Annotated in this window: 18 protein-coding genes and 1 tRNA gene; 7 read left to right on the forward strand and 12 right to left on the reverse strand. The window is 49.6% G+C overall.

The genetic code is table 11. The annotated features are described in order from the left end of the window. Window positions 1–31: 31 nt before the first annotated feature. Window positions 32–841, reverse strand: a complete 810-nt coding sequence (locus tag B7991_RS00495) for a hypothetical protein (RefSeq protein WP_217898018.1) — start codon at window positions 839–841, stop codon at window positions 32–34. A 166-nt stretch (window positions 842–1,007) separates the two neighbouring features. Beyond that, complete coding sequence (locus B7991_RS14730) at window positions 1,008–1,148, reverse strand: hypothetical protein (protein WP_176421732.1); 141 nt, start codon at window positions 1,146–1,148, stop codon at window positions 1,008–1,010. A gap of 268 nt (window positions 1,149–1,416) precedes the next feature. On the opposite strand from B7991_RS14730, the gene B7991_RS00505 reads away from it, so the two are divergent. Together B7991_RS00505 and B7991_RS00510 are read left to right on the forward strand one after the other, a co-directional pair. Continuing rightward, the gene (locus B7991_RS00505) at window positions 1,417–1,953 is read left to right on the forward strand and encodes a DUF5662 family protein (RefSeq protein WP_088629116.1); all 537 of its coding nucleotides are present in this window, start codon (window positions 1,417–1,419) and stop codon (window positions 1,951–1,953) included. 204 nt (window positions 1,954–2,157) lie between these two features. Then, the gene (locus tag B7991_RS00510) at window positions 2,158–2,991 is read left to right on the forward strand and encodes a S1 RNA-binding domain-containing protein (RefSeq protein WP_014544884.1); all 834 of its coding nucleotides are present in this window, start codon (window positions 2,158–2,160) and stop codon (window positions 2,989–2,991) included. Between the two features lie 126 nt (window positions 2,992–3,117). Here the strand turns inward: B7991_RS00510 and B7991_RS00515 are convergent, their stop codons facing one another. After that, window positions 3,118–3,816 (reverse strand): OmpA family protein, encoded by a 699-nt coding sequence (locus B7991_RS00515; protein ID WP_088629117.1) that lies wholly within the window; start codon window positions 3,814–3,816, stop codon window positions 3,118–3,120. A gap of 123 nt (window positions 3,817–3,939) precedes the next feature. On the opposite strand from B7991_RS00515, the gene B7991_RS00520 reads away from it, so the two are divergent. Further along, window positions 3,940–4,992 carry a hypothetical protein gene (locus B7991_RS00520; RefSeq protein ID WP_088629118.1) on the forward strand — a complete coding sequence of 351 codons (1,053 nt, stop codon included), beginning with the start codon at window positions 3,940–3,942 and terminating at the stop codon, window positions 4,990–4,992. Between the two features lie 282 nt (window positions 4,993–5,274). Here the strand turns inward: B7991_RS00520 and B7991_RS00525 are convergent. Together B7991_RS00525 and B7991_RS00530 are read right to left on the reverse strand one after the other, a co-directional pair. Further along, a tRNA-Glu gene (locus B7991_RS00525) sits at window positions 5,275–5,347 on the reverse strand. Between the two features lie 107 nt (window positions 5,348–5,454). Then, window positions 5,455–7,386: a peptidylprolyl isomerase gene (locus tag B7991_RS00530; protein WP_088629119.1), complete on the reverse strand. Its 1,932-nt coding sequence runs from the start codon at window positions 7,384–7,386 to the stop codon at window positions 5,455–5,457. 157 nt (window positions 7,387–7,543) lie between these two features. On the opposite strand from B7991_RS00530, the gene nadB reads away from it, so the two are divergent. From nadB to B7991_RS00545, 3 genes are read left to right on the forward strand one after another with little or no spacing between them, the layout of a single operon-like run. Further along, window positions 7,544–9,124 carry an L-aspartate oxidase gene (gene nadB, locus B7991_RS00535; RefSeq protein ID WP_088629120.1) on the forward strand — a complete coding sequence of 527 codons (1,581 nt, stop codon included), beginning with the start codon at window positions 7,544–7,546 and terminating at the stop codon, window positions 9,122–9,124. 22 nt (window positions 9,125–9,146) lie between these two features. After that, on the forward strand, window positions 9,147–10,196 hold the full coding sequence (locus B7991_RS00540; protein WP_088629121.1) for a serine/threonine-protein kinase: 1,050 nt from the start codon (window positions 9,147–9,149) through the stop codon (window positions 10,194–10,196). 12 nt (window positions 10,197–10,208) lie between these two features. Then, window positions 10,209–10,943 (forward strand): CvpA family protein, encoded by a 735-nt coding sequence (locus tag B7991_RS00545; protein ID WP_088629122.1) that lies wholly within the window; start codon window positions 10,209–10,211, stop codon window positions 10,941–10,943. Between the two features lie 161 nt (window positions 10,944–11,104). Here B7991_RS00545 and B7991_RS00550 read toward each other — a convergent pair whose 3' ends face one another. The 6 genes from B7991_RS00550 to B7991_RS00575 all read right to left on the reverse strand — a co-directional run bounded on the left by B7991_RS00550 (window position 11,105) and on the right by B7991_RS00575 (window position 17,832). Further along, window positions 11,105–12,361 (reverse strand): amidohydrolase, encoded by a 1,257-nt coding sequence (locus B7991_RS00550; RefSeq protein ID WP_088629123.1) that lies wholly within the window; start codon window positions 12,359–12,361, stop codon window positions 11,105–11,107. A gap of 65 nt (window positions 12,362–12,426) precedes the next feature. After that, on the reverse strand, window positions 12,427–13,854 hold the full coding sequence (gene murC, locus B7991_RS00555; protein WP_088629124.1) for a UDP-N-acetylmuramate--L-alanine ligase: 1,428 nt from the start codon (window positions 13,852–13,854) through the stop codon (window positions 12,427–12,429). Window positions 13,855–13,994: 140 nt separating this feature from the next. Further along, window positions 13,995–15,272, reverse strand: coding sequence for an RluA family pseudouridine synthase (locus B7991_RS00560; protein ID WP_088629125.1), 1,278 nt, complete (start codon window positions 15,270–15,272; stop codon window positions 13,995–13,997). Between the two features lie 218 nt (window positions 15,273–15,490). Then, complete coding sequence (lspA, locus tag B7991_RS00565; RefSeq protein WP_088629126.1) at window positions 15,491–16,063, reverse strand: signal peptidase II; 573 nt, start codon at window positions 16,061–16,063, stop codon at window positions 15,491–15,493. A gap of 96 nt (window positions 16,064–16,159) precedes the next feature. After that, window positions 16,160–17,248 carry a squalene/phytoene synthase family protein gene (locus tag B7991_RS00570; protein WP_088629127.1) on the reverse strand — a complete coding sequence of 363 codons (1,089 nt, stop codon included), beginning with the start codon at window positions 17,246–17,248 and terminating at the stop codon, window positions 16,160–16,162. 5 nt (window positions 17,249–17,253) lie between these two features. Beyond that, window positions 17,254–17,832, reverse strand: a complete 579-nt coding sequence (locus B7991_RS00575) for a hypothetical protein (RefSeq protein WP_254917785.1) — start codon at window positions 17,830–17,832, stop codon at window positions 17,254–17,256. A gap of 198 nt (window positions 17,833–18,030) precedes the next feature. Between B7991_RS00575 and dnaA the strand changes: the two genes are divergently transcribed. Further along, window positions 18,031–19,356 (forward strand): chromosomal replication initiator protein DnaA, encoded by a 1,326-nt coding sequence (gene dnaA / locus B7991_RS00580; protein WP_088629128.1) that lies wholly within the window; start codon window positions 18,031–18,033, stop codon window positions 19,354–19,356. A gap of 186 nt (window positions 19,357–19,542) precedes the next feature. On the opposite strand, the gene B7991_RS00585 is transcribed toward dnaA, so the two are convergent. Further along, a complete protein-coding gene (locus B7991_RS00585; protein ID WP_073423980.1) occupies window positions 19,543–20,526 on the reverse strand; it encodes a diaminopimelate dehydrogenase in 984 nt (327 codons plus the stop codon). Window positions 20,527–20,752: the final 226 nt, after the last annotated feature.

Below are 20,752 nucleotides of genomic sequence, written 5' to 3' on the forward strand. Positions count from 1 at the left end.
CACAACAATATAGAATATTGAAAAAAAATTATTATTTATTAAGTGATTCTATTTTGCCTATACCAATCTGCAAATCCTCAAGAGCCTTTTTCTTGCGAAATTCAGACACTCCTGCAAAATTCTTGACAAAAATTTTCATACTGTCGATATTTAGCATTTTTTTCTTCGCTGATTTCCCTAAGAAATCATAGACCCGAATCATCAATTTATTCCCAGCATCTATTTGTTCCTGAGTTCCCTTTAGTCCCATTTCATTATGGTAGAACTTATTTGCAATACCAAAATAGAAATTAGCCAAATCAGCATCACTATTAACATCCTCCACTCCATGAAGATATGCTGGTATTTTTAATTTTTCGTCTTTTTGGGGTACAATCGTAGGGGATTGTTCAATTTGATCGTTTACAACATCACTCGACCGAATATTAAACGGCGGGGCACCCCACAATACAATTATAGCCCCAATAACAAAAACGGAAAATGTCAAACAGCCAAGTCCATCTTTCAAGCCTCCAACACGAGAAATTGTAATGACACCACCAACACAAAATGCGATCAAAGCATAAAAGAGTGAATCCACAAAAAAATATGTCGCAACCGCAAAAACACCACCAACCAAACAAGTCAGCCCTGCATTTCGTTCTTCTCTTTTCCCCGCAGGTGATTTCCAATAAGCTTCCACAGCTTTTCTTCTTTCATTTTCTTCATCAGCACGAATCGCCGTACAACGTGGACAATAGGAATAACCATTAAAAGAACCACTCCAACCAATAGGAGTCATCTTACTACTAGTTGTAACATCTGCACCACAACGATGACAAACCCATGAATATTTTCCCATGATAATCTCCTTACCAATTTGTTTTTCAGTTAAGTTCAATCAAAAAAAAATCACATCTTGAATAAAGTATCAACACACGCAATATTTTGCATACTGTATTAGCATTGATGCCTCAAAATGAACTTTTAGGTACGAAAGACGACTTTTTGAGGTTGCGCTTCGAAAGTTACATGGAATGTATGATAGGCAATCCCGATGGAGCGGTGGCATTGGAGGCAACAACATTTTTCTTACTGAATTCAAGGTCATCAAGGCGTTTCTTCAATTCCGCAACTTTTTCTTTCAAGTCCCGAATTTCTTGTTCCACATTCTTATTATACCTCTAGAGAACCACCCGCACTTCGTTACACACCATGTCATGCGGATTTCGACACAATGCGTTTTTCAAAAGCTTTTGCCAGATTCAATCAAAAATCCGGAGTTACCCCCAGCTTTGCAAAAGAAATGAGAACAAGAGCAAAAACTCTATTTTACGATTAGAAAGATAACATTAATTTTTTGAAAAAGGCTCAAGTTGTATAATTTTTTATTACAAAAATACAGAAAACCTTATCTTTTTTTTCTATTTTTCGAGCATGTTCCATCCGATTCGTCATTTCATTACGATTACCAAGCACAGGAACGAAGTGATTCGCCTTTGCTTCAAGGCCGGTATCGGGTTACAGGGACTATTCCACGATTTATCGAAGTACAGCCCTACCGAATTTATTCCTGGAGCCAAGTATTACACGGGCAAGGAATCGCCAAACAACGGCGAACGCCGCGACACGGGCTACAGTCTTGCATGGATGCACCACAAGGGGCGCAACAAGCACCATTTTGAATTTTGGTACGATTACGACATGAAAACAAAGAAAATCGTGCCGATGGACATGCCGGACCGCTACATCAAGGAGATGTTCTGCGACCGCGTGGCTGCCTCCAAGACGTACAACAAGAAAACCTACACGCAAGAAGCTCCGCTCCAGTATTTGACGAAAAGCACCGCGCACGAGAAAATGACGGAAACGACTTACAAGAAGTTGCTTTTCTTGCTCAAGAAACTCGCAAAGGATGGCGAAAAAGAAACGCTTAGGTTTATGCGACATTGCAAGGAACTGCCGACGGAGTAAAGCAAAGCATTCGAACTACGAGAGCCCTTGCGACAACTAGCGCAAAAAAGTATATTTGTAGAAATCACTGGATCCTTCCACCTATGGTGTCAGGATGACAAATCCAGAGAAAAAGTATATTTAAAGGAGATGCCCGTTCGAAGGCGGGCATGACATTAATGAACCGCGATTGTTCGCGGCAACACTTGAACGGAAAGGCAAATTATGGAACTTGGAAGAATTAACCGCGCACGCGTCGAATCAATCACGCCACAGGGTTATTACCTGGAACTCGAAACTGGAGGAAGCGTGCTCCTCCCCGGCAACCGCAACAAATTCACGCTTGTCGAAGGCGAAATCATTGACGTGTTCGTTTACACGGATTCCGAAGACCGCCCGATTGCAACACTTGACAAGCCGCTCGCCCAGGTAGGCGAATTTGCAGTACTCACCGTCAAGGAAGTCAACCGCGTTGGCGCATTCTTGGATTGGGGGCTCAACAAGGATTTGTTCCTCCCCTTTAAGCAGCAGCTTGGCGAATTGCAGAAAGGCGACCGTTGCGTAGTCTTTGTACTCGAAGACGAAAAGAGCGGACGCATCATCGCCACAGAAAAGATCAAGAGCTTTATCGATCCGGACACGAACGACTTGCATATCGGCCAGCGCGTAGAACTCGCCGCTTACGAAGTCACACCCGACTACGTCGATTGCCTCGTGGATTACCGTTACACGGGTCGCCTCATGATGACGCCCGGCATGGAACGCATCTACATCGGCGATACGATGCCCGGATTTATCCAGCGTTTCACGAGCGACGGAAAGATTACGCTCAACTTGACGCCGATCGGTTACAAGGGAGTAATGAAGAGCGAAAGTCCCAATGCGGTCATGCAAAAGCTCGAAGCTGCGGGCGGATTCCTCCCCTACGGCGACCACACCGACCCGGAAACTATCCGTCGTGAATTCGGAATGTCCAAGAAGACGTTCAAGAAGATTATCGGGACGCTTTTCCGCGAAGAAAAAATTGTGATTACCGAAGACGGAATTCGCGCAGTTTAATCCCCTAAAAAGGAGATTCCCGCTCAGAGGCGGGAATGACAGCTGAAAAGCCGCGATTGCGGCTTTTTGCGTTTTCAAGATTCACGCGGCTCATCGGCCGCGCATTTCGTTTTTTTGATCTCGTTTTTAGAAATTCACTTCATCGGCGTTGAGCACTTTAAGCTCAATGCGACGGTTGGCACGGCGACCCGCTTCTGTCGAGTTGTCACCCTTCGGGCGGCTCGGGCCATAACCCACAGCAGTCACACGGTCAGCATCAATGCCCTGTTCAATCATATAATTGCGGACACTGTTTGCGCGATCTTCAGAAAGCTGCTGGTTGAGTTCTGCGGAGCCATCGCTACTTGTATGGCCTTCCACTTCAATCTTGGCCTTCGGATTGCGCTTGAGCCCTGCAATCGCGGCATTGAGAGTCTTCAAGGAGCTCGGCACAAGTTCTGCACTGCCCGCCTTAAACGTCACACCCGTAAGTTCGGAACGAGTATCGTCAAAAACGACCGAAATTCCACCCGTGCTTGCCGTGCGAGAAACATACGGAGTTTCGCCGCATTCGAACGGTCCCGTCAAGCTTTCGCAGAGAATCGTGTAAGAATCTTCACGCGGGATATGGAAGCTAGCTTCGCCATACACGTCCGTCGTGATAACCACCTTTTTTCCCTTGTTCTGCCCCAAAAACGTGAGCTTTTTCTTGGCATGCGGAACGTTTTCTTCGTTCGTGTAAGTCACGTTCAGCACGGCGTGCGTCTTGTTCGGCGCAAGTTTGCCTGCAGATGCAAAAGAAACGGCCACTATTGCCGAAAATGCAATACGGGAAATCATTCTCATTCTTGTACTCCAATGGATATTTTGTGAGGCAAAAATAAAAATTGAACAGGCTAGTTTCAAATTATCTTTAAATAATTTTTGAAATTTCTAGATTTGCGCACGAAAATCTTATACGGAGAAATCATGAACTTTAAAACAATGACAAGCGCACTTTTGGTTGCAGGCATGTGCTCTGCAGCCTTTGCAGCCGATGGCGAATTCAGCCTCAAGGGCAACGTCCAGACTCAGGCCACCAAGATGATTGCCGATGACGACAACAACCTGAGTTCTTTCTGGATCCGCGCCAACGTTGGCGGTCTTTACAAGAGCGATAACTTCGATGCACAGGTGATGCTTCGCATTTTCGCCCCGCAGTTCGGCAACAAGATTAAGGACGGCGACGGCAAGACCACTAGCTACGACAAGATTCTCGCAGACCTCTACTGGGCAAACTACAAGTGGAATTTTGACACCTACAAACTCAACCTCAAAATCGGTCACTGGAAGACGGACTGGTCTCAGTCTACCCACTTCGGTACTTACATCGATAAGGACCTCACTGCCCGCGGTCTCTGGATGCGCGATTACAGCCACAACGCTGTTGAATTCGGCTGGCAGACCGGTTACTCGAACTTCACCGCCATGGTCGCCACAAGAGACAACAAGTTCAATACGGGCTATGTCCGCATTGAAGAAGATCTCAAGTTCGACTTCCCGCTCGAAGCAAAGTTTGCCTACCGCGTGAACGCAATTGATCCGGTTCAAAATACCGTAGCCATCACCCACCGCCTCGCAACCTACCTGAGCTACAAGCCGCTCGATTTCTTGCGCGTTTATGGTGAATACGGCTTTATCGTCACACAAGATGATGAAGTCAAAACGACAGCCCCCAACTACGTTGCTCCGGAATACAAGTACATGAAACCGGGTGACGCTTACCATCCGTTCTACCTGGGTGCTGAATACTCTCCGAAAAAGGATTGCTTCATGAGCACGCTCATGAGCAGCCTCTACGTTGAATGGGAACACATCAATGACCGTGCAGACCTTACCGGTGGTAAGAAAATTGATGACTGGGCATGGACAGTGGCATGGGCTAAGAAGATTGCCAATTCCAAGCTCCAGTTCAGCGTCTACAGCGGCAACGAAATCAGCGATGTCGGTTTCGCATTCCGCTTGACCAGCACAATCAAGTAATTGAAAGCTAAAATGCGCGGGCATTAACTAAACCGCGCAAAACTCGCTTAAAGCATATGAAAAGCCAGGGTACAAACCCTGGCTTTTTACATTAATAAGTGAAAAAGCGAGAATACCAATTACTTTAAGAAAAGTTTTATCGTTGTGAGAATGGAGCGTCGGCCAAGGATGGGGAGGGTGCAGGGAGGGGCCCGTGCGGCCTTCGCAACTCCGAGCTGGGGCCCCGCCCGCAAGACTTTCATATTACAAAAAAAGCCTAACCATTTCGGTTAGACTTTTTTATACCCCCAAGCGGACTCGAACCGCTGTTGCGGGAATGAGAATCCCGAGTCCTGGGCCACTAGACGATGGGGGCGAGTGCGGCACATTATAGCAATTTAAGCTTTATCCGTCAACCAATAATTGAGTTTATTTGTTGACGGGTTTTGTGCGAACTCGAGAGCATAGCTCTCGCGAAAGCCCTTAGTCTCTGTAGAAGAGATCGAGGTTGCTCTGAACCGGCGTAGAAGCTTCGAGAGTCGAAACGTAGTCGTTGAAAGCTGTCATCACACCAAAGCGATAGGAGTTGTCTACATCCTGCTTGATGGCTTCTTCGACTTCTTCGAGCTTCGGAGTCTTCTTGGAAATGACCTTGACCATCACGGCGCCGTTATCAGCGACAACCGGAGCAGTCCATTCGCCAGCCGTAGCCTTGCCAACAACCTTTGCAGTCTGGGCGCTGCCGTAGCCGAAGCCCGGAACAAAGCCGTCGACAGAAGCGTTCTTGGATTCAAGTTCGACCTTTTCAATCTTGGCAGCCGTATCAGCCGGGTTCCAAGCCTTCACCTGAGCTGCAACAGAGTTCAAGTAGGTTTCGGCAGCCTTGCCAGCCTTCTGCTTGAGGAGCGTTGCCTTGATATCATTGTAGTAAAGCGGAAGGCTACGTTCGCCAGCCTTGTAAGCACCGATCTTCTTAGCAATGACAACCCACTTGTTGTTTCTGAGCACGCCAGAAATTTCGCTTTCTTCCTTCGGGAGGTTTTCGTTCGGCCATGCGAAAGAAGCAAGCCCCTTGAGGTAGCCAAATGCACCGATGTTGCCATCACGAGAAACCCATTCAGAAGTCTTGACTTCAAGACCGCGAGCCTGAGCTTCGGTGAGCAAGTCAGAACCAGCATCGACATCCTTCTTGATGTTGGTGAGGATCTTTTCGAGGCTATCAATAGTATTAGAAGAAGCAGTGACAGTGAGGAGGATATGGCCAACCTTGACCTTTTCAACTTCACCCTTGTCATTTTTCACATTACCGTAAGACTTGATGATGTGGTAACCGAACTGAGAACGGATCGGTTCAGAAATCTTGCCAGAGTCAAGAGCGAAAGCAGCTTCTTCGAACGGCTTCACGTAAGTGCCACGACCAACAAAATCATCGCTCAAGATGCCACCCTTTTCGGCGCTGCCCGGATCTTCAGAAGAAACACGAGCCATGTCTTCGAACGTTGTCGTAGAAGAGGAATCCGTAAGCTGGTAGTAAAGCGTCATTGCATATTCACGGATGCTAGCGTCATCAGCAGCCGTTGCTTCGACCGGGAGGGAAACATACTGGAATTGAGCAGCATCCTTCTGGACAAAGAAACTATCAATATGAGCGTTGAAATAGCCAGCGACCATCACGCTATCCACAGAGTTGCTATCCACAACAAATGCAGAATTCGGTGCAACCGCCACCTGCAGTTCGTAGTCCGTCATGCGACGTTCAACATTCCACTTGGCTTCGAGAGATGTCGGATGGACAGAAGCACCGACCAAGGTCTGAAGTTGACGAGCCGGGATGGTGTTGTTCTTCATTTCGTCTTCGAGCATGAGCATGGCGCTCCAGCGGTATGCAGCCGGAGTTTCAATCCAAGCATCGTAATCAGCCTTGTTGAAAGTCGTGTCCGTGAGGAACTTCGGCAAAGAGCTGAGGTAAGCCTGAGAACGCTGGATCAAGTCTTCCTGAGAAGTAGCCTGCTGCTGAATAGCATAGAGGCGAGCCTGAGCTTCCTGGACCAAGCGTGCACGAACGGCGTCGGAATTACGCTTGAATTCGTTCTTGAGTTCGGCGACCGAGGCACTCAGTTCGGCCTTTTCGTACTGTTCGGCAAAAAGAGCCTGGCGAACGAAGCTAGAGAACACCTGAGCGCGGAGCTGAGAGTACTGTTCATCGTCCAAGTGCTGGTTCTGATACTGGTTCTGCACGATCATCTTCACGCGAGAATCAAAATCCGTATAGGAAATCTTGGTATCGTTGACAACGCCGATAGGATAGCTACGTCCCTGATCCGGAACACGGTCCATGGCGAGAAGACCGATGGCGATACCGGCGGCAAAGATCACAATTACCCACTTGGCTTTTTCATTAATCCACGTTAACATAGAGACAACTCCATTAAAATTTTGTCGCACCGAAAAATAGCAAAAAAAAATGTTTGCATTTTATTTTATCGAAATTACAAGCCAAATATAATGCCGAAAAGCCCTATTTTTTCTATTTATGGGATATAAAAATACAACAATTCCTTTGGAGTATCTCATGTACGATATTTTGGTTCTGGGTGCCGGCATTTCTGGATTGAGCGCCGCCCTCCACGCGGCAGAAAAAGGGTTCCACGTTGTCATTTTAACCAAAGGTGCAAAGCCGGACGGCTCATCGAACTACGCTCAAGGCGGTATCTGCTCTGTCACCGAAAAAACAGACAAATTTGAATTCCATGTGGCAGACACCCTCGAAGCAGGTGCAGGTCTTTGCAAAAAGGACTCCGTGAAAATTCTCGTGAAGAACGGTCCCACGACCATCAAGCAGCTCGTCAAGTGGGGCGTCCAGTTCACACCGTCGCCCGAAGACAAGTCGCAGTTCGACCTTCACCTCGAAGGCGGACACAGCCACCACCGCATTTTGCACGCCGCAGACCTCACCGGTAAAGAGATCATGCGCGCCCTCCTCTGCGAACTCCACAAGCAAAAGAACATCGATTACCTTGAAAACTGCTACATCAAGGACTTGATTTGCGAAGGCGAAGGCAAGAACAAGCGCTGCATCGGCGCAAAGATTATTCACCAGAAGTCCGGTGAAGTCGAAAGCATCTACGCCAAGGCCACCATCCTTTCGACAGGTGGTGCAGGCCGCATTTGGCAGTACACCGTCTGCCCGCCCGATAGCTGTGGCGACGGCATGGCGATTGCAGCCCGCGCAGGTGCCGCCCTCCAGGACATCGAGTTCATGCAGTTCCACCCCACTAGCTTGTACGCACCGAAGTTCAAGAAGCCGTTCCTCATCTCCGAAGCTGTGCGCGGTTTCGGCGGCATTCTCAAGAACGACAAGGGCGAAGAATTCATGAACCAGGTGCACCCGCTGCACTCCCTCGCCCCGCGTGATATTGTCGCTCGCGCTATCCACAGCGAAATGCAGCGTCTTGGCAAGGACCACATGTTCATTGACCTTTCTGGCCGTACCCCGAAGGACATCAAGAGCCACTTCCCGCACATTTATTCTAAGTGCATGGATGCAGGCATTGACATTACGAAGGAATGGATTCCGGTCGTTCCGGCAGCCCACTACATGTGTGGCGGTGTTCTCGTTGACACCTGGTCCCGTACCGAAATCAAGGGACTCTACGCCTGCGGCGAAGTTGCAGCAACGGGCGTTCACGGAGCAAACCGTCTTGCCTCGAACTCGCTTTTGGAAAGCGTAGTGTTTGCCATCCGCGCTGTCGATGATATCGAAAAGAGCGGCATCACTAAGGATAAATTCACCGCACCCAAGTCCAAGAAAGAGACCGTCAGTTTTGCAAAGGCGGCCTACTGGCGCAAGCGCAAGAAGATGCTCCAGGACATGATGTGGACGCACTGCGGTATTGTCCGTACCGTAGCAGGCCTCAACCAAGGTCTCAAGGTTATCGAAAGCCTCGAAGCCGACGTTGCAGCCGCTATCAAGAACAAAGAAACTGAAAACTTGCACTTCCTGGAATTCCTGAACGCCCTTCAGGTTTCCAAGATGATCCTCATTGCCGCCCTCCGTCGCAAGGAATCTCGCGGGCTTCACTACATCCTCGATTACCCCAATCAGGACCCGAAGACGAAGCACCAGAGCATTTACCTGAGCGACAAGAAATAAATCTTTTTCTATATAGGGCAGCATGGAAGAGGTCAAGGCAACACAGTCTAGGAAAAAAGTTAAAGATCAGCTTCCGTCAAAAATCGGCGGATACAAACCTATACAAGCTCTCAATAGCGGAGCCATGGGTAGTCTGTGGCTTTGTAGAGACCCGTCTCTCGACAGGCTCGTTGTTGCCAAGAGGCTCAATACAAACTTGAACCAGCAGGACATCTACATCAAGAGATTCCTGCAAGAAGGGAGCATCCTCGCCCACCTGAACCATCCAAGCATCATCCAGCCGTATGCCCTCTGGAAAGACAGCGACGGCAACTACACGATGTCGATGGAATACGTACAAGGTTCAAGTCTCAAGGACTTGCTTCTGAGAAACAAGCGACCGCCAGTCTGGGTTGTCGAGACCATTTTGTACGAACTTTTGAATGCACTCAGCCACGCCCACAGAAACGGCGTGACCCACCGTGACTTGAAGCCCGCCAACATGATGATCGACAAAGACGGACGCGTTCGCCTACTGGACTTCGGCATTGCCCACACGGATACCCCGCTCGAAATTGGCAAGGAACTCACGCAGACCGGTTGCATCATCGGCACCGCCGCCTACATGAGCCCCGAACAGATCATGGGACAAAAGGTCAATTACGCAAGCGACCTTTTTAGCGTAGGCATCATCGCAAGCGAAATGCTCATTGGCGAGAATCTTTTCCGAGGCAAGGACTTCGAAGAAACACGCGAAAACATCCTCAAGATGAAGTTCAAATTGGAAGTTTTTCCAAACGATGTTCCGAAGCCGCTCCGCAAGTTCGTGTTGAAATTGCTCAACAAGCGTGCCAGCAAGCGCCCCTCTTCGGCCTGCGATGCAGCCAATGAGCTAGCCGACCTCATGAGAGAATACCCGCGCGACATGACACCCTACATCGCCGAATGGGCAGATACGGTAAACGAAGACCAACCGATCGATTCCGTGATATCTCCGAAGCCGCAAAAAACTACATTTAAGTACGGAATAGGATTTATACTAGGAGTGATAGTTGCCGCCATCGCATTTATCGGTGTGCAGTTGGCTATCTAGAGGATTTGTCCAATGAATTGGATAGATATAGCATGCGCAGCTTGTCTGCTTGTGTTTAGCGTTATTGGGTTATGGCGCGGACTTTTGAGCAGCGTGTTCAAGCTGTGCGGGTGGATTGCCGCTATTTTTGGCGCTTACTTTGCCCAAGACCTTTTAGGCGATTTTTTTGTACGGAATTTCGCCTTCGGTGATTTCGCCGCCCATCTCATCTGTACCTGTATCGGTTTCTTAATACCGTTCCTGCTATTTTCGTTTATTGGGCATATTGTCGGCGATTCCATCAAGGATACAATTGTCGGTAAAACAAACCGTATTTTAGGGTTGTTGTTCGGCATTATCAAAGCATCGCTAATTTGTTTTGTATTTCTCACCATTATGCATTTGCTCCCTGTCGAAGGGAACCTCAAGAACGTGAGAAATGATGCCATTGCCTATAGCATTTACAAATCTTCCCTTGAAGCCATGGGCTATTCCTCGGACGAAGTCAATCTCCGCAAGATGGCTAAGGAAAAAGCAAGCGAACTCACCAAATCGATTACAGATAAAACAATCGACAAGGCTAAAGACACCGCAGAAGAAGCTGCCGACAGCGCTAAGGCTGCCGTCAAGAACGCCGCAGACAGTGTAGCGACCAAAGTCACCGAGACTGCCGAGAAGGCTAAAGACGCCGCCATCGCCGCCAAGGACGCTGCCGTAAAGACGTTTGAAAACGGAAAGAATTCGTCTTCAAGCGCCGCTAAAAAATAAAATACCTTCTTTTACAAGATGGCGATCCCGTCCCCATACGCGGATCATGACCACGTAAGAGCTAAAGCTCTAAGTGGTCAAAGAGAACAAGTCCGGGATGACAAAAAGGAGATGCCCGCACAGTGGCGGGCATGACAAAGCGGCGGCAGAATGCCGCCTCTTTATTTAGAAGCGAGGCGGGTAGCGCATTCGCGAGCATCGCGGAGGATTTCTTCCTCCCCATCGACGTGGCGGCCACGCATCACGAACTTGCCATTGCACATCACAGAATCAATTGCACTTGAATTTGCAGAATAGACCCAGTTGCTATAAATGTTGTAGCACGGCACCATGCGTTCATTGTTCAAGTCAATCAGCAAGCAATCTGCGAGATAGCCTTCTGCAATGCGGCCGACATTGATTCCAAAGAACTGCGCAACATTGCATGTAGCCATCTTGAGAGCATCTTCGGCAGGAAGCGTTTCTGCGGTTCCGAGATACTTCGCCAAGAGTGCAACCGTCTTCATTTCTTCTTGCATGTCGAGGTTGTTGTTCGACGAATCGCCATCCGTGCCAAGACCAAGCTTCATGCCGTCCTTAATCATTTCGGCAACCTGCGGAATGCCGCTGTTCAGCTTCATGTTGGAGCACGGATTCAAAATGGCAGTTGCACCTGATTCCGCAAAAATCTTGCGGTCAGACGCCGTGAAATGCGTGCAGTGCGCCGCCGAGAAATTTGAATTCAAGCCGCCAAGGCGCTTCCAAAATTCCACAGGAGTACAGCCGAACTGTTCCATGCAATTCTTAATTTCGGTCATCGTTTCGGACAAATGCGTGTGAATCTTGTAATTCTCGGCATGAGCAAGTTCAATGAGTTCTGCAGTTTTCTCCTCACCCACCGTATAAACGGCGTGCGGCATCACCACAAGCTGCACACGTTCCGATTCGCCCGTGTGATTCTTCAAAAAGTCGACATTTGCAGCCCAGGCTTCCGGCGACATCAGCGGTTCTGCAAACGTAACGCCAATTGCCGCACGGATTCCCATCTCTTCGACAACGCACATCGTCTGTTCACGATGCCAGTACATGTCCGCAAAGAAAACCGTTCCCGACTTGATCATTTCGAGAATCGCCAAGCGGCTACCAATTGCAATATCCTCATCCGTGAGTTTCGCTTCTGTCGGCCAAATGTATTCGTTGAGCCACTTGCCGAGTTCCATGTCGTCAGCAAAACCGCGCAACAGCGACATTGATGCATGCGTATGGCCGTTATAGAAAGCAGGCATAATCGCGAAATGTGAACAATCAACGATTTCAGCGCCTTCGTAATCAGCGGGTTCCAGCGGACGCGTCACCTTTTCAAAGAGATTACCGACGATCAAGATGTCGCGCTTGGCGCCATCAAAAAAAACATTTTTTAGAACAGTCTTTTTGTCCATTGCAATTTTCCCCTATTTTCGAAAAGACCGCGCAATCCTAACACGACCGCACGATACTGATGCGCTTAACGATTTTCCAAAAGTTGCTTTACCGAGCGAGCGAACTCTTGCAAGCTCGGATCTCTTGCGCCCATCAGCAAAATCGTGTCGCCTGGTTCTGCATATTCTAGCATTTTCTTGGCGCACTCGTTGCGGTCAGCAATGTAAATAGCCTCACAACCCTTGAGAATCAAGTCATCTGCAAGGTCACCTGCACTGATGTCTCGCGTCACGGTTCCGCCAGCGTAATAGATTTCACTGAAGAACATTACATCGTTCTTGCGGTCAAAATCCATGTCCATCGGGCGGAGCGTTTTGGCGATAAAGTCCACCAAGTCCTTGCGCAAGAATCGCGTGGGGCCAAAGCCATGCGGCTGGAACCAAGCAATCACGCGGCCTTCGGTAAAGTCCTGAGCACTCTTGATGCTTGCAGCAATTTTTGCCGGATTGTGAGCAAAGTCATCGACAAGCGTAATGCCGTTAAACGTTCCGAGAATCTGGTGACGGCGGAACACGCCCGGGAACGTCGAAAGCGCATCGGCACATGTGTGGAGCGAAACGCCCGCGCGAAGTGCGGCGGCAGTGGCAGCCAAAGCATTTTCCATATTGTGCTTGCCTGGCAGCGGAATTTCGAACTTCACAAGTTCATTGCCATGGCGCACGCGGAACTGGATGTGAGTCCCGACCGACTTGAAATCAATTCCCTGGACGCTCACATAGCTTTCATAGCCAAAGTCAAATTCGCGACCGGCGCTAAACTTCTTTGCAAGCGGATGCGCATCGTTCACAATCAGAATGTGACCTGCGCTCAAGACGTTCTGGCTGAACTTCAAGAAAATTTGTTCGAGCTCGGAGATTTCCTTGTGGTCTTTGTCGATGTTCAAAATGACGCCGATTTCCGGTTCATAGCGAACAAGCGTTCCATCGCTTTCATCGACTTCGGCAACGAGCCATTCGCCCTTGCCACTCACGGCGTTACCAATCTTGCCCTGAGCCTGCAAATTCACAAGACCAGCCCCCGTCATCACAGACGGCTGGAGTCCTGCGTAGTCGAGAATGTGGTAAATCATCGCGGTCACGGTCGATTTTCCGCTCGTGCCTGAGACAGCAATCGTGCGCGCTTCCTTGGAAATCTTTGCGAGCATTTCACTGCGGTGCATCACCGGAACGCCAAGTTCCTTGGCTCGCTTCAAATCGGGATTCGTATCTTCGATAGCGGTGCTCACCACGACTGCGGTAAGACCTTCGACAACGCCGGAACCATCCTGCGCAAAGCACTTGATTCCGCAATCTTCGAGTTGGCTCATGACAAGTGGCTTCTCGGCTTTCCCGTTCAGGAACTCGCCGAACTGGCGGTCGCTACCGCTCACAGCAACGCCCTTGCCCACCAAATACTGCGCGATGGCACTCATGCCCACGCCAGCAACACCGATAAAGAAGTAAGAATTAGTCATTGGTCACTAGTCTTTAGTCAATAGTTATTAGCAATTCGAGACTTTACTGGATTCTTCGACTCCGCTACGCTCCGCTCAGAATGACACATCTTTCGCCTTTGGCATTTGTCGTCTGTAGCCACGCAGTGGCGTTCTTTCGTCTATTCCAACAGCTCAGGATCGATTGTGGGTTCGTAACCTGGTTCCACGAAATCTTCCGGGGCAATACCCTTGCGACGAGCGGCCTTCATCTGCTTGATGAGCTTGCGTTCGGCAGCAACGGCGCGACGCTTGGCGGCAGTCGCCTTCTTCTCGGCGAGGCGCTGAGCACGCGTCTTGCGTTCCTTCACAGGAGCGGCTTCATCCGGCGAGATTTCCAGCGGTTCTGCGTATTCGTCAAATTCATCATCTTCGTCAAAGCGAATCTGCGCATCGAAATCGCGGAAACCTTCTTCTTCGTCATACACAGGCGCCGATGCCGGGCATTCCTTCTTCAAGAGCTTGAGCACATTTGCAAACGGCTCTTCCATCGGAACCTTGAACGTAAGCTTCTTGTTTGTGCGCGGATGGATGAGTTCGATTTTCACAGCCTGCAAAAGCTGCGCCGGAGCAATTTCAAGAACCTTCTCGGCCACCGGCTTCATCAGAGGCGGCACGCGGTTCAAGCTTTCGTCGCGACCATCATAAAGCGGATCGCCTACAACCGGATGGCCCGTGTAACGGCTATGCACGCGAATCTGGTGCGTACGGCCAGATTCCAACTGCAATTCTAAGAGCGTCGCAATCGCAAAGAACTGCTTCGCAACGTAATGCGTACGGCTTTCCTTACCGCCCTTCACCACCGCCATCTTGAGACGGTTCTTCGGGTTACGGCCAATCGGAGCGTCAATCGTTCCTTCGAGGTCACGCGGGCAACCCCATACAAGCGCATTGTACGTGCGATGGAGCGTGCGCGTTTCAAGCTGATGCGCCAAATGCCTATGAGCGGCATCGTTTTTCGCGACCACCATAAGCCCCGGCGTATCCTTATCCAAACGGTGGACAATACCCGGACGGAGCGGACCGTTCACGGTCGAAAGATTTTCCTTGAAATGGTACAAGAGTGCTGCAGCAAGCGTTCCTTTGCTCACGCCATTACCCGGATGCACCACCAAATTGCGCGGCTTGTTGATGACCACAATATCGTCATCTTCGTAAACGATGTTCAGCGGAATATCTTCGGGTTCAAGCGTCGAAGATTCCTTCTCAATCATCTTTTCAACGACAACCGCCATCCCCGTTTCTACGCGGAAGTTCTTGGAGACTTTGCCACCGCCGACCTTGACTTCGCCCGCTTCAATCAGCTTCTGCACGTCTGTGCGGGAGACATTTTCCATAACGCCGACAAGGAACTTGTCGATACGTTCACCATTATGCTTTTCTTCTACGATGTAATTCATTTTTCGGGTCGCGGCTTCGCCGCTTTGAGGTATGGGGTTGTGTTAATTTTTTTCATGTCATGCCCGCCTCCGAGCGGGCATCTCCTCTTCTATTTTTTCAAGAAGGGGATTGAGCAAAGCTCATCTCCCCTCGCTTCAGTCATAAAATATACAAGTATATTTTGCGACATTCAGCTCGATGGAGATTCCCGGTCTAAGCCGGGAATGACAGCTAATTCTTATTTTTTTTCAGCAGCGTCTTTCTCTTCTTTTATTTGCTTATGCAACTTACGTAAAATCACGGGAGATAAAATCACGAGGGCAACGCCGACAGTCACAAACGAGTCCGCCACGTTAAACGTCGGGAATCGAGTCATGATAAAATCTGGGAAATCGCAGTCGATAAAGTCCACAACCATCTGCATGCGCATGCGGTCAATGAAGTTTCCGACAGCACCGCCGAGAATCATCACGACACCCAAGCGGCTCAAGTAATCACGCTTGTCGATGGACTTATAGAACCAAGCGAGTGCAAAAGCGGCGACAATCGAAATCAACAGAAAGAACAGCCAAGGCGGCAAGAACGGCATCAAGTCTTGCGGACGGCTGCTGAACGCAGCACCCTTGTTGTACACAAGCTGGAAGCGCACAAGTTCACCAATCACAGGAATTTTCTCGTACGTAAAATTCCCTGCTTCGTCCGTAAAACGCGCCACCGCCCACAGTTTCGTCAACTGGTCAGAAATAATGCTAAAAACAATCACCGCCACATGGAACGGCCACTTATTATAAAACTTCGAATTATTCTCCATTACGATTTCCTTTAAAAAGCACTGGATCCTTCGACTTCGCGCTACGCGCTCCGCTCAGGATGACAAGACTCTCGTCTCTAGTCTCTCGTCTTTCGTCTAAATGTTCCTCTTAATTTTCGCGTACGCCTCATCAATCCACTTGTCCGAATAGAAGTGCATCGATGTTTCCTTGACAATCCGCTTCACGGTATCGCGCGTGATTTTCACCTTCTTGTCCGACGTGAACACCGACACGCCATTCCCGATCAAGCTCAAGTTCTCCGCCGCCATAAAGAGCGGCCAGAGGCAGAAGAGCCTTGTGCGCATCTTGATGTTCGGGATGAGCTTCGTGTAGGCTATCGCATCGTCCAAATGATGCCAAGCCTTCTCGACAAGTTTCGAAAGCACTGCGCCGCATTTTTGAGCGTCAGCTCCTGCAGCAAAAAGTTCGCTCGGGTGCGCAAAGCCATGACGCTTGCAAATCTCTTCAGGGATAAAGCAAACTCGGCGTCCAGAATCCTCGACGCAGTCCTTCACGATGTTCACGACCTGCAAGGCAAGCCCAAAGCTCACGTCCAGCTTCGAAAGTTCCGCTTCACGTTCCGCACTGATAAAGCACGTGTCCGCCGAGAAAAGCTTGGTCAAGAGCTTCCCGACAATGCCAGCCACATAGTAACAGTATTCATCGAGTTCGCCCACGTTCGCAAGCGTGAACCAGCCCGCCGAAAGCGCAGCCTCCTGACGGAGTGCAAACTTCGCCATGCCACCGCACATTTCAATCACCACGTCGCAAACCGGCTTCTGGTAGTTCTTAGGGAGCGACTTCAAAAGTGGCACCACGACTTCGGACTTCGAGCAAAGATCCTTGTTCGGGTCTTCGGAGCCATGCCAAGATTCTGGGAGCGCAGCTACGAACGTGCGGATTTTCTCAGTCTCGAGTTCGCCCGTCTTGAACACATCGGCAAACAGCGCAAGCACGCGGTCCTTTTCGGTCGCTATCATGTCCGGGTCATCTTCGACCGTATCGGCAATGCGCAAATAAAGGTACGCAAGCAAAATACTGCGGTGCAACTTGCCACGCAAAACCTGGATGTTCAGCGCAAACGTACGCGACACCAACTGCAAGATATCTTCGGCATACTTCCACGCCGCCTTGCCTTCGAGCACCTTCTCGCCCACATCTAAAGAATCCAATTTATCAATCATATGAGCTAGTACACCTCAAACATTTCCGGCGGCACCTTTTTAGACGCGGCCATCGACTTTACGTACTTCCAAAAACGGCCATGGTCTTCGGCATTGCGGAGCTTATGCGCATAGCTGAGTCCCGCACGGTCACGCACGTTTTCATCCGACATCGTAATACCCTTGCGTTGGATCCCATAATTGACCCAACGATATTCCAGATAAAAAGCCGACTGGAACAAATCCGTGAGCTTGAGTTCCGTCCTGCGCTTCATCAAATAAGCGATCCAGACAAAAATAAGTACGGACACAAATCCATAATAGGCGTTAGTGCCAAGCCCAATCTTTTGGAGAGTCCACACCACCGTGGCAGAGGTCGCCACCGACGTTATCGCCGTAAACAGATAATCGCAGAAACGCAAAAAACTCACGCGCCCCGGATTTTTCACAAATCCGCTCAACACGTAAGCCCATTTTTCGCCCCGATCGAGCTGGTTTTTCAAAAAAACGACGTACGAGACATTCCTAAACCAAAAATGGAGACCGACCCAGAGCAAAACGGGCGTCCAAAAACTGTATTCCACAAGCGTATTTATTACCATCATAGCAAAATTAGAAAATTTGTAAAATTTAAGCGATTTTCGCCAACGCACGAAGGCCCAAACGCGCACGTTAATTTTCATTTACAAAGAAGTAAGAAAATTTTTAGGTTTATTTCACTCACAATCTATCAACATCCCAAAGAATTAGCTAAATTATAACGCCTAGTTGTTGATAGATTATTAATCGGATGAGGATTGAAGATGCAGGTTGAATGGGAAAGATGCTTGAACTACCTCCACGGAATGCTGTCGGATACGGTATTCAAGACATATTTTGCACAGACCAAGCTTGTAAGCCAAACCCCAGGACACGCCGTTATCGCAGTGCCCCCCGGACTTGACGTCAAAGTCTATGCCGCTTACAAGGACCTGATCCGCCTCGCCTGGAAAGACGTCTCCCACGACGATGCTCCGGTAGAATTTGAATTCCAGCCGCAAGACGTTTACCAGCCGCAAGTAAGCACCTCCGACAACTCTTTCCGCGAATTTATCAAGCCGAGCGTTCCGCTTTCTGGCAGCTTCCGTTTCGAAAACTTCGTCCCGGGTGACAAGGCCCAGCTCGCCTTCAACGCCGCTCTCGCCGTCGCCAGGAATCCGGATGGAACGCAGTACAACCCGCTATTTATTTATGGTTCTTCCGGTCTTGGCAAGACGCACTTGCTCCAGTCCATCGGTAACTACATTCTCGAAGAAGACCCGACCAAGCGTGTGATTTACCTCACATCCGAAGACTTCTCGCAGCAGTACATGAAATGCCTGCAAGAAAAGCGCATCACCGAAATGTCGGACTTCTACCGCAACGAAGTAGACATTCTCTTGATCGATGACATCCAGAACTGGACAGGCAAGTACGAAACGCAAAACGAATTTTTCTTGATCTTTAACGCATTGCACCAGGCAGGCAAGCAGATTGTGCTTACGTCTGACGCTCCCGCTGCCGAAGTCAAGAACCTCTCCGACCGCCTCGTGAGCCGCTTCTCCTGGGGCTTAACTGTTGACATCCAGCCGCCTGACGTAGAAACCCGCGAAGCCATCCTTCACAAGAAGGCCGAAGAACGCCATCTCGAAATCAGCGACGAAGTCATCCGTTACCTTGCTGAAAATATTGCAAGCAACGTGCGTTGCCTCGAAAGCGCCATCATCAAGCTCACGCTCCAATCGAGCCTCATGAGCCACGACATCGACATGAACATCGCACAGAAGGTCGTCACCGAAATCGCCCCGACGCTCCGTCGCCGCGTAAGCCTTGACGCCGTGCTCCATGCCGTATCGCAGCATTACGAAGTTCCCGAAACCAAGCTCATCGAACCGGGCCGCGGCACCAAAGAAATCTCGAAGGCTCGCCAAGTCGCCATGTTCCTCATGCGCGAACTCTCCCCCATCAGCTTGCAGAGCATCGGCTCCCGTTTTGGTGGTAAGGACCACTCCACCGTCGTGCACGCCATCAAGAGCGTCAAGAAAGAAATGGAAACCGACCCGAGCTTTGCCCGCTTGATCGAAAGCCTCAAGAATACCATTCACGATTAATACGCCTTCGGCGCAGTTCTTAATTGTCATGCCCGTCTCCGAACGGGCATCTCCTTTATACAAAAAGCCTCGGGTTAAACCCGAGGCAATTTCTTTTGCAATGTCACCCAAAATTGTCATCCCGGCCTCTGTGCCGGGACGGGGTCGGCATATACATTCTTATTACAAGCCGTGAGCCATAGGCGACTACAAGCAATGAGCTCTCAAATCTTCGTCGCTAAGCGTGCTGAGGTATGCAGGCGGAACGTCGAGAACAGTCTTGCAACCAGTCTGGCCGTTAGCCTTCATGCGGAGAGCAGCGCGTGCGTAAGCCACGAGAACGCTCGTCGTGAATTCCGGGTTGGAATCGAGCTTGAGGCTGTATTCGATTACGTGCGTGTGTTCCTTGTTCATGCCGGTCTTGCCGGTACGGATCACGAAACCACCGTGAGCGAGGCCGCTGTGGTTCTTGTTGAATTCTTCTTCGCTGATGAAGTTGACCGTAGTGTCGTATTCATCGAAGTAGTTCGGCATCGTCTTGATAGCGTTTTCGATGTAGGCCTTGTCTGCACCTTCTTCGGCAACCACGTAAACGAGACGAGTGTGCTTCTGACGAGTGGTGAGTTCCGGCATAGAACCGCTACGCACAGCTTCAAGAGCAGATTCCACCGGGCAGGTGTACTGCTTAGCATTCTTCACACCCTTGATGCGGCGGACAGCATCGCTGTGGCCCTGAGAAACGCCCTTGCCCCAGAACGTGTAGTCCTTGCCTTCCGGAAGGATAGACTGAGCGTACACGCGGTTCAGGCTGAACATACCCGGATCCCAACCGACAGAGATCATGGCAATCTTGTTTGCGCCCTTGGCAGCAGCGTCAACGGCAGCAAAGTGCTGCGGAATCTTGGCGTGCGTGTCGAAGGAGTCGATCACGTTGAACATAGAAGCGTACTTCGGGGTGAGCACCGGCAGGTCCGTAGCAGAGCCACCGCAGATGATGAGCACGTCAACCTTGTCCTTCCATGCTTCCATTTCAGAAACGTTCAACACCGGAACGCCAGCCGTCTGGATCTTGACCGTCGACGGATCGCGACGAGTGAAAACGGCGACAAGTTCCATATCCGGAGCCTGCTTCACGGCGCATTCAACACCGCGACCGAGGTTACCGTAACCGAGAATAGCAATCTTTGCCATAAGAATAATCCTTGTTAAAAATTTTTGCGTGGGAAATATAGGAATTAGACGAGAGACGAGAGACGAAAGACGAGAGAAATTCATGTAAAAATAGTAGGTATGAAAAACGTGCTCTAGAACACAAAAAGCGCCCATATAATACAATTCGGAGTATTTTTTTACAGAAAATGTCCCGCGACGGCGTAAATCGATATAATTTTCTTACAAAGGGCCCTGGGCGATTTTC

It is taken from the genome of Fibrobacter sp. UWB3, assembly GCF_002210405.1.
Lineage (GTDB): Bacteria > Fibrobacterota > Fibrobacteria > Fibrobacterales > Fibrobacteraceae > Fibrobacter.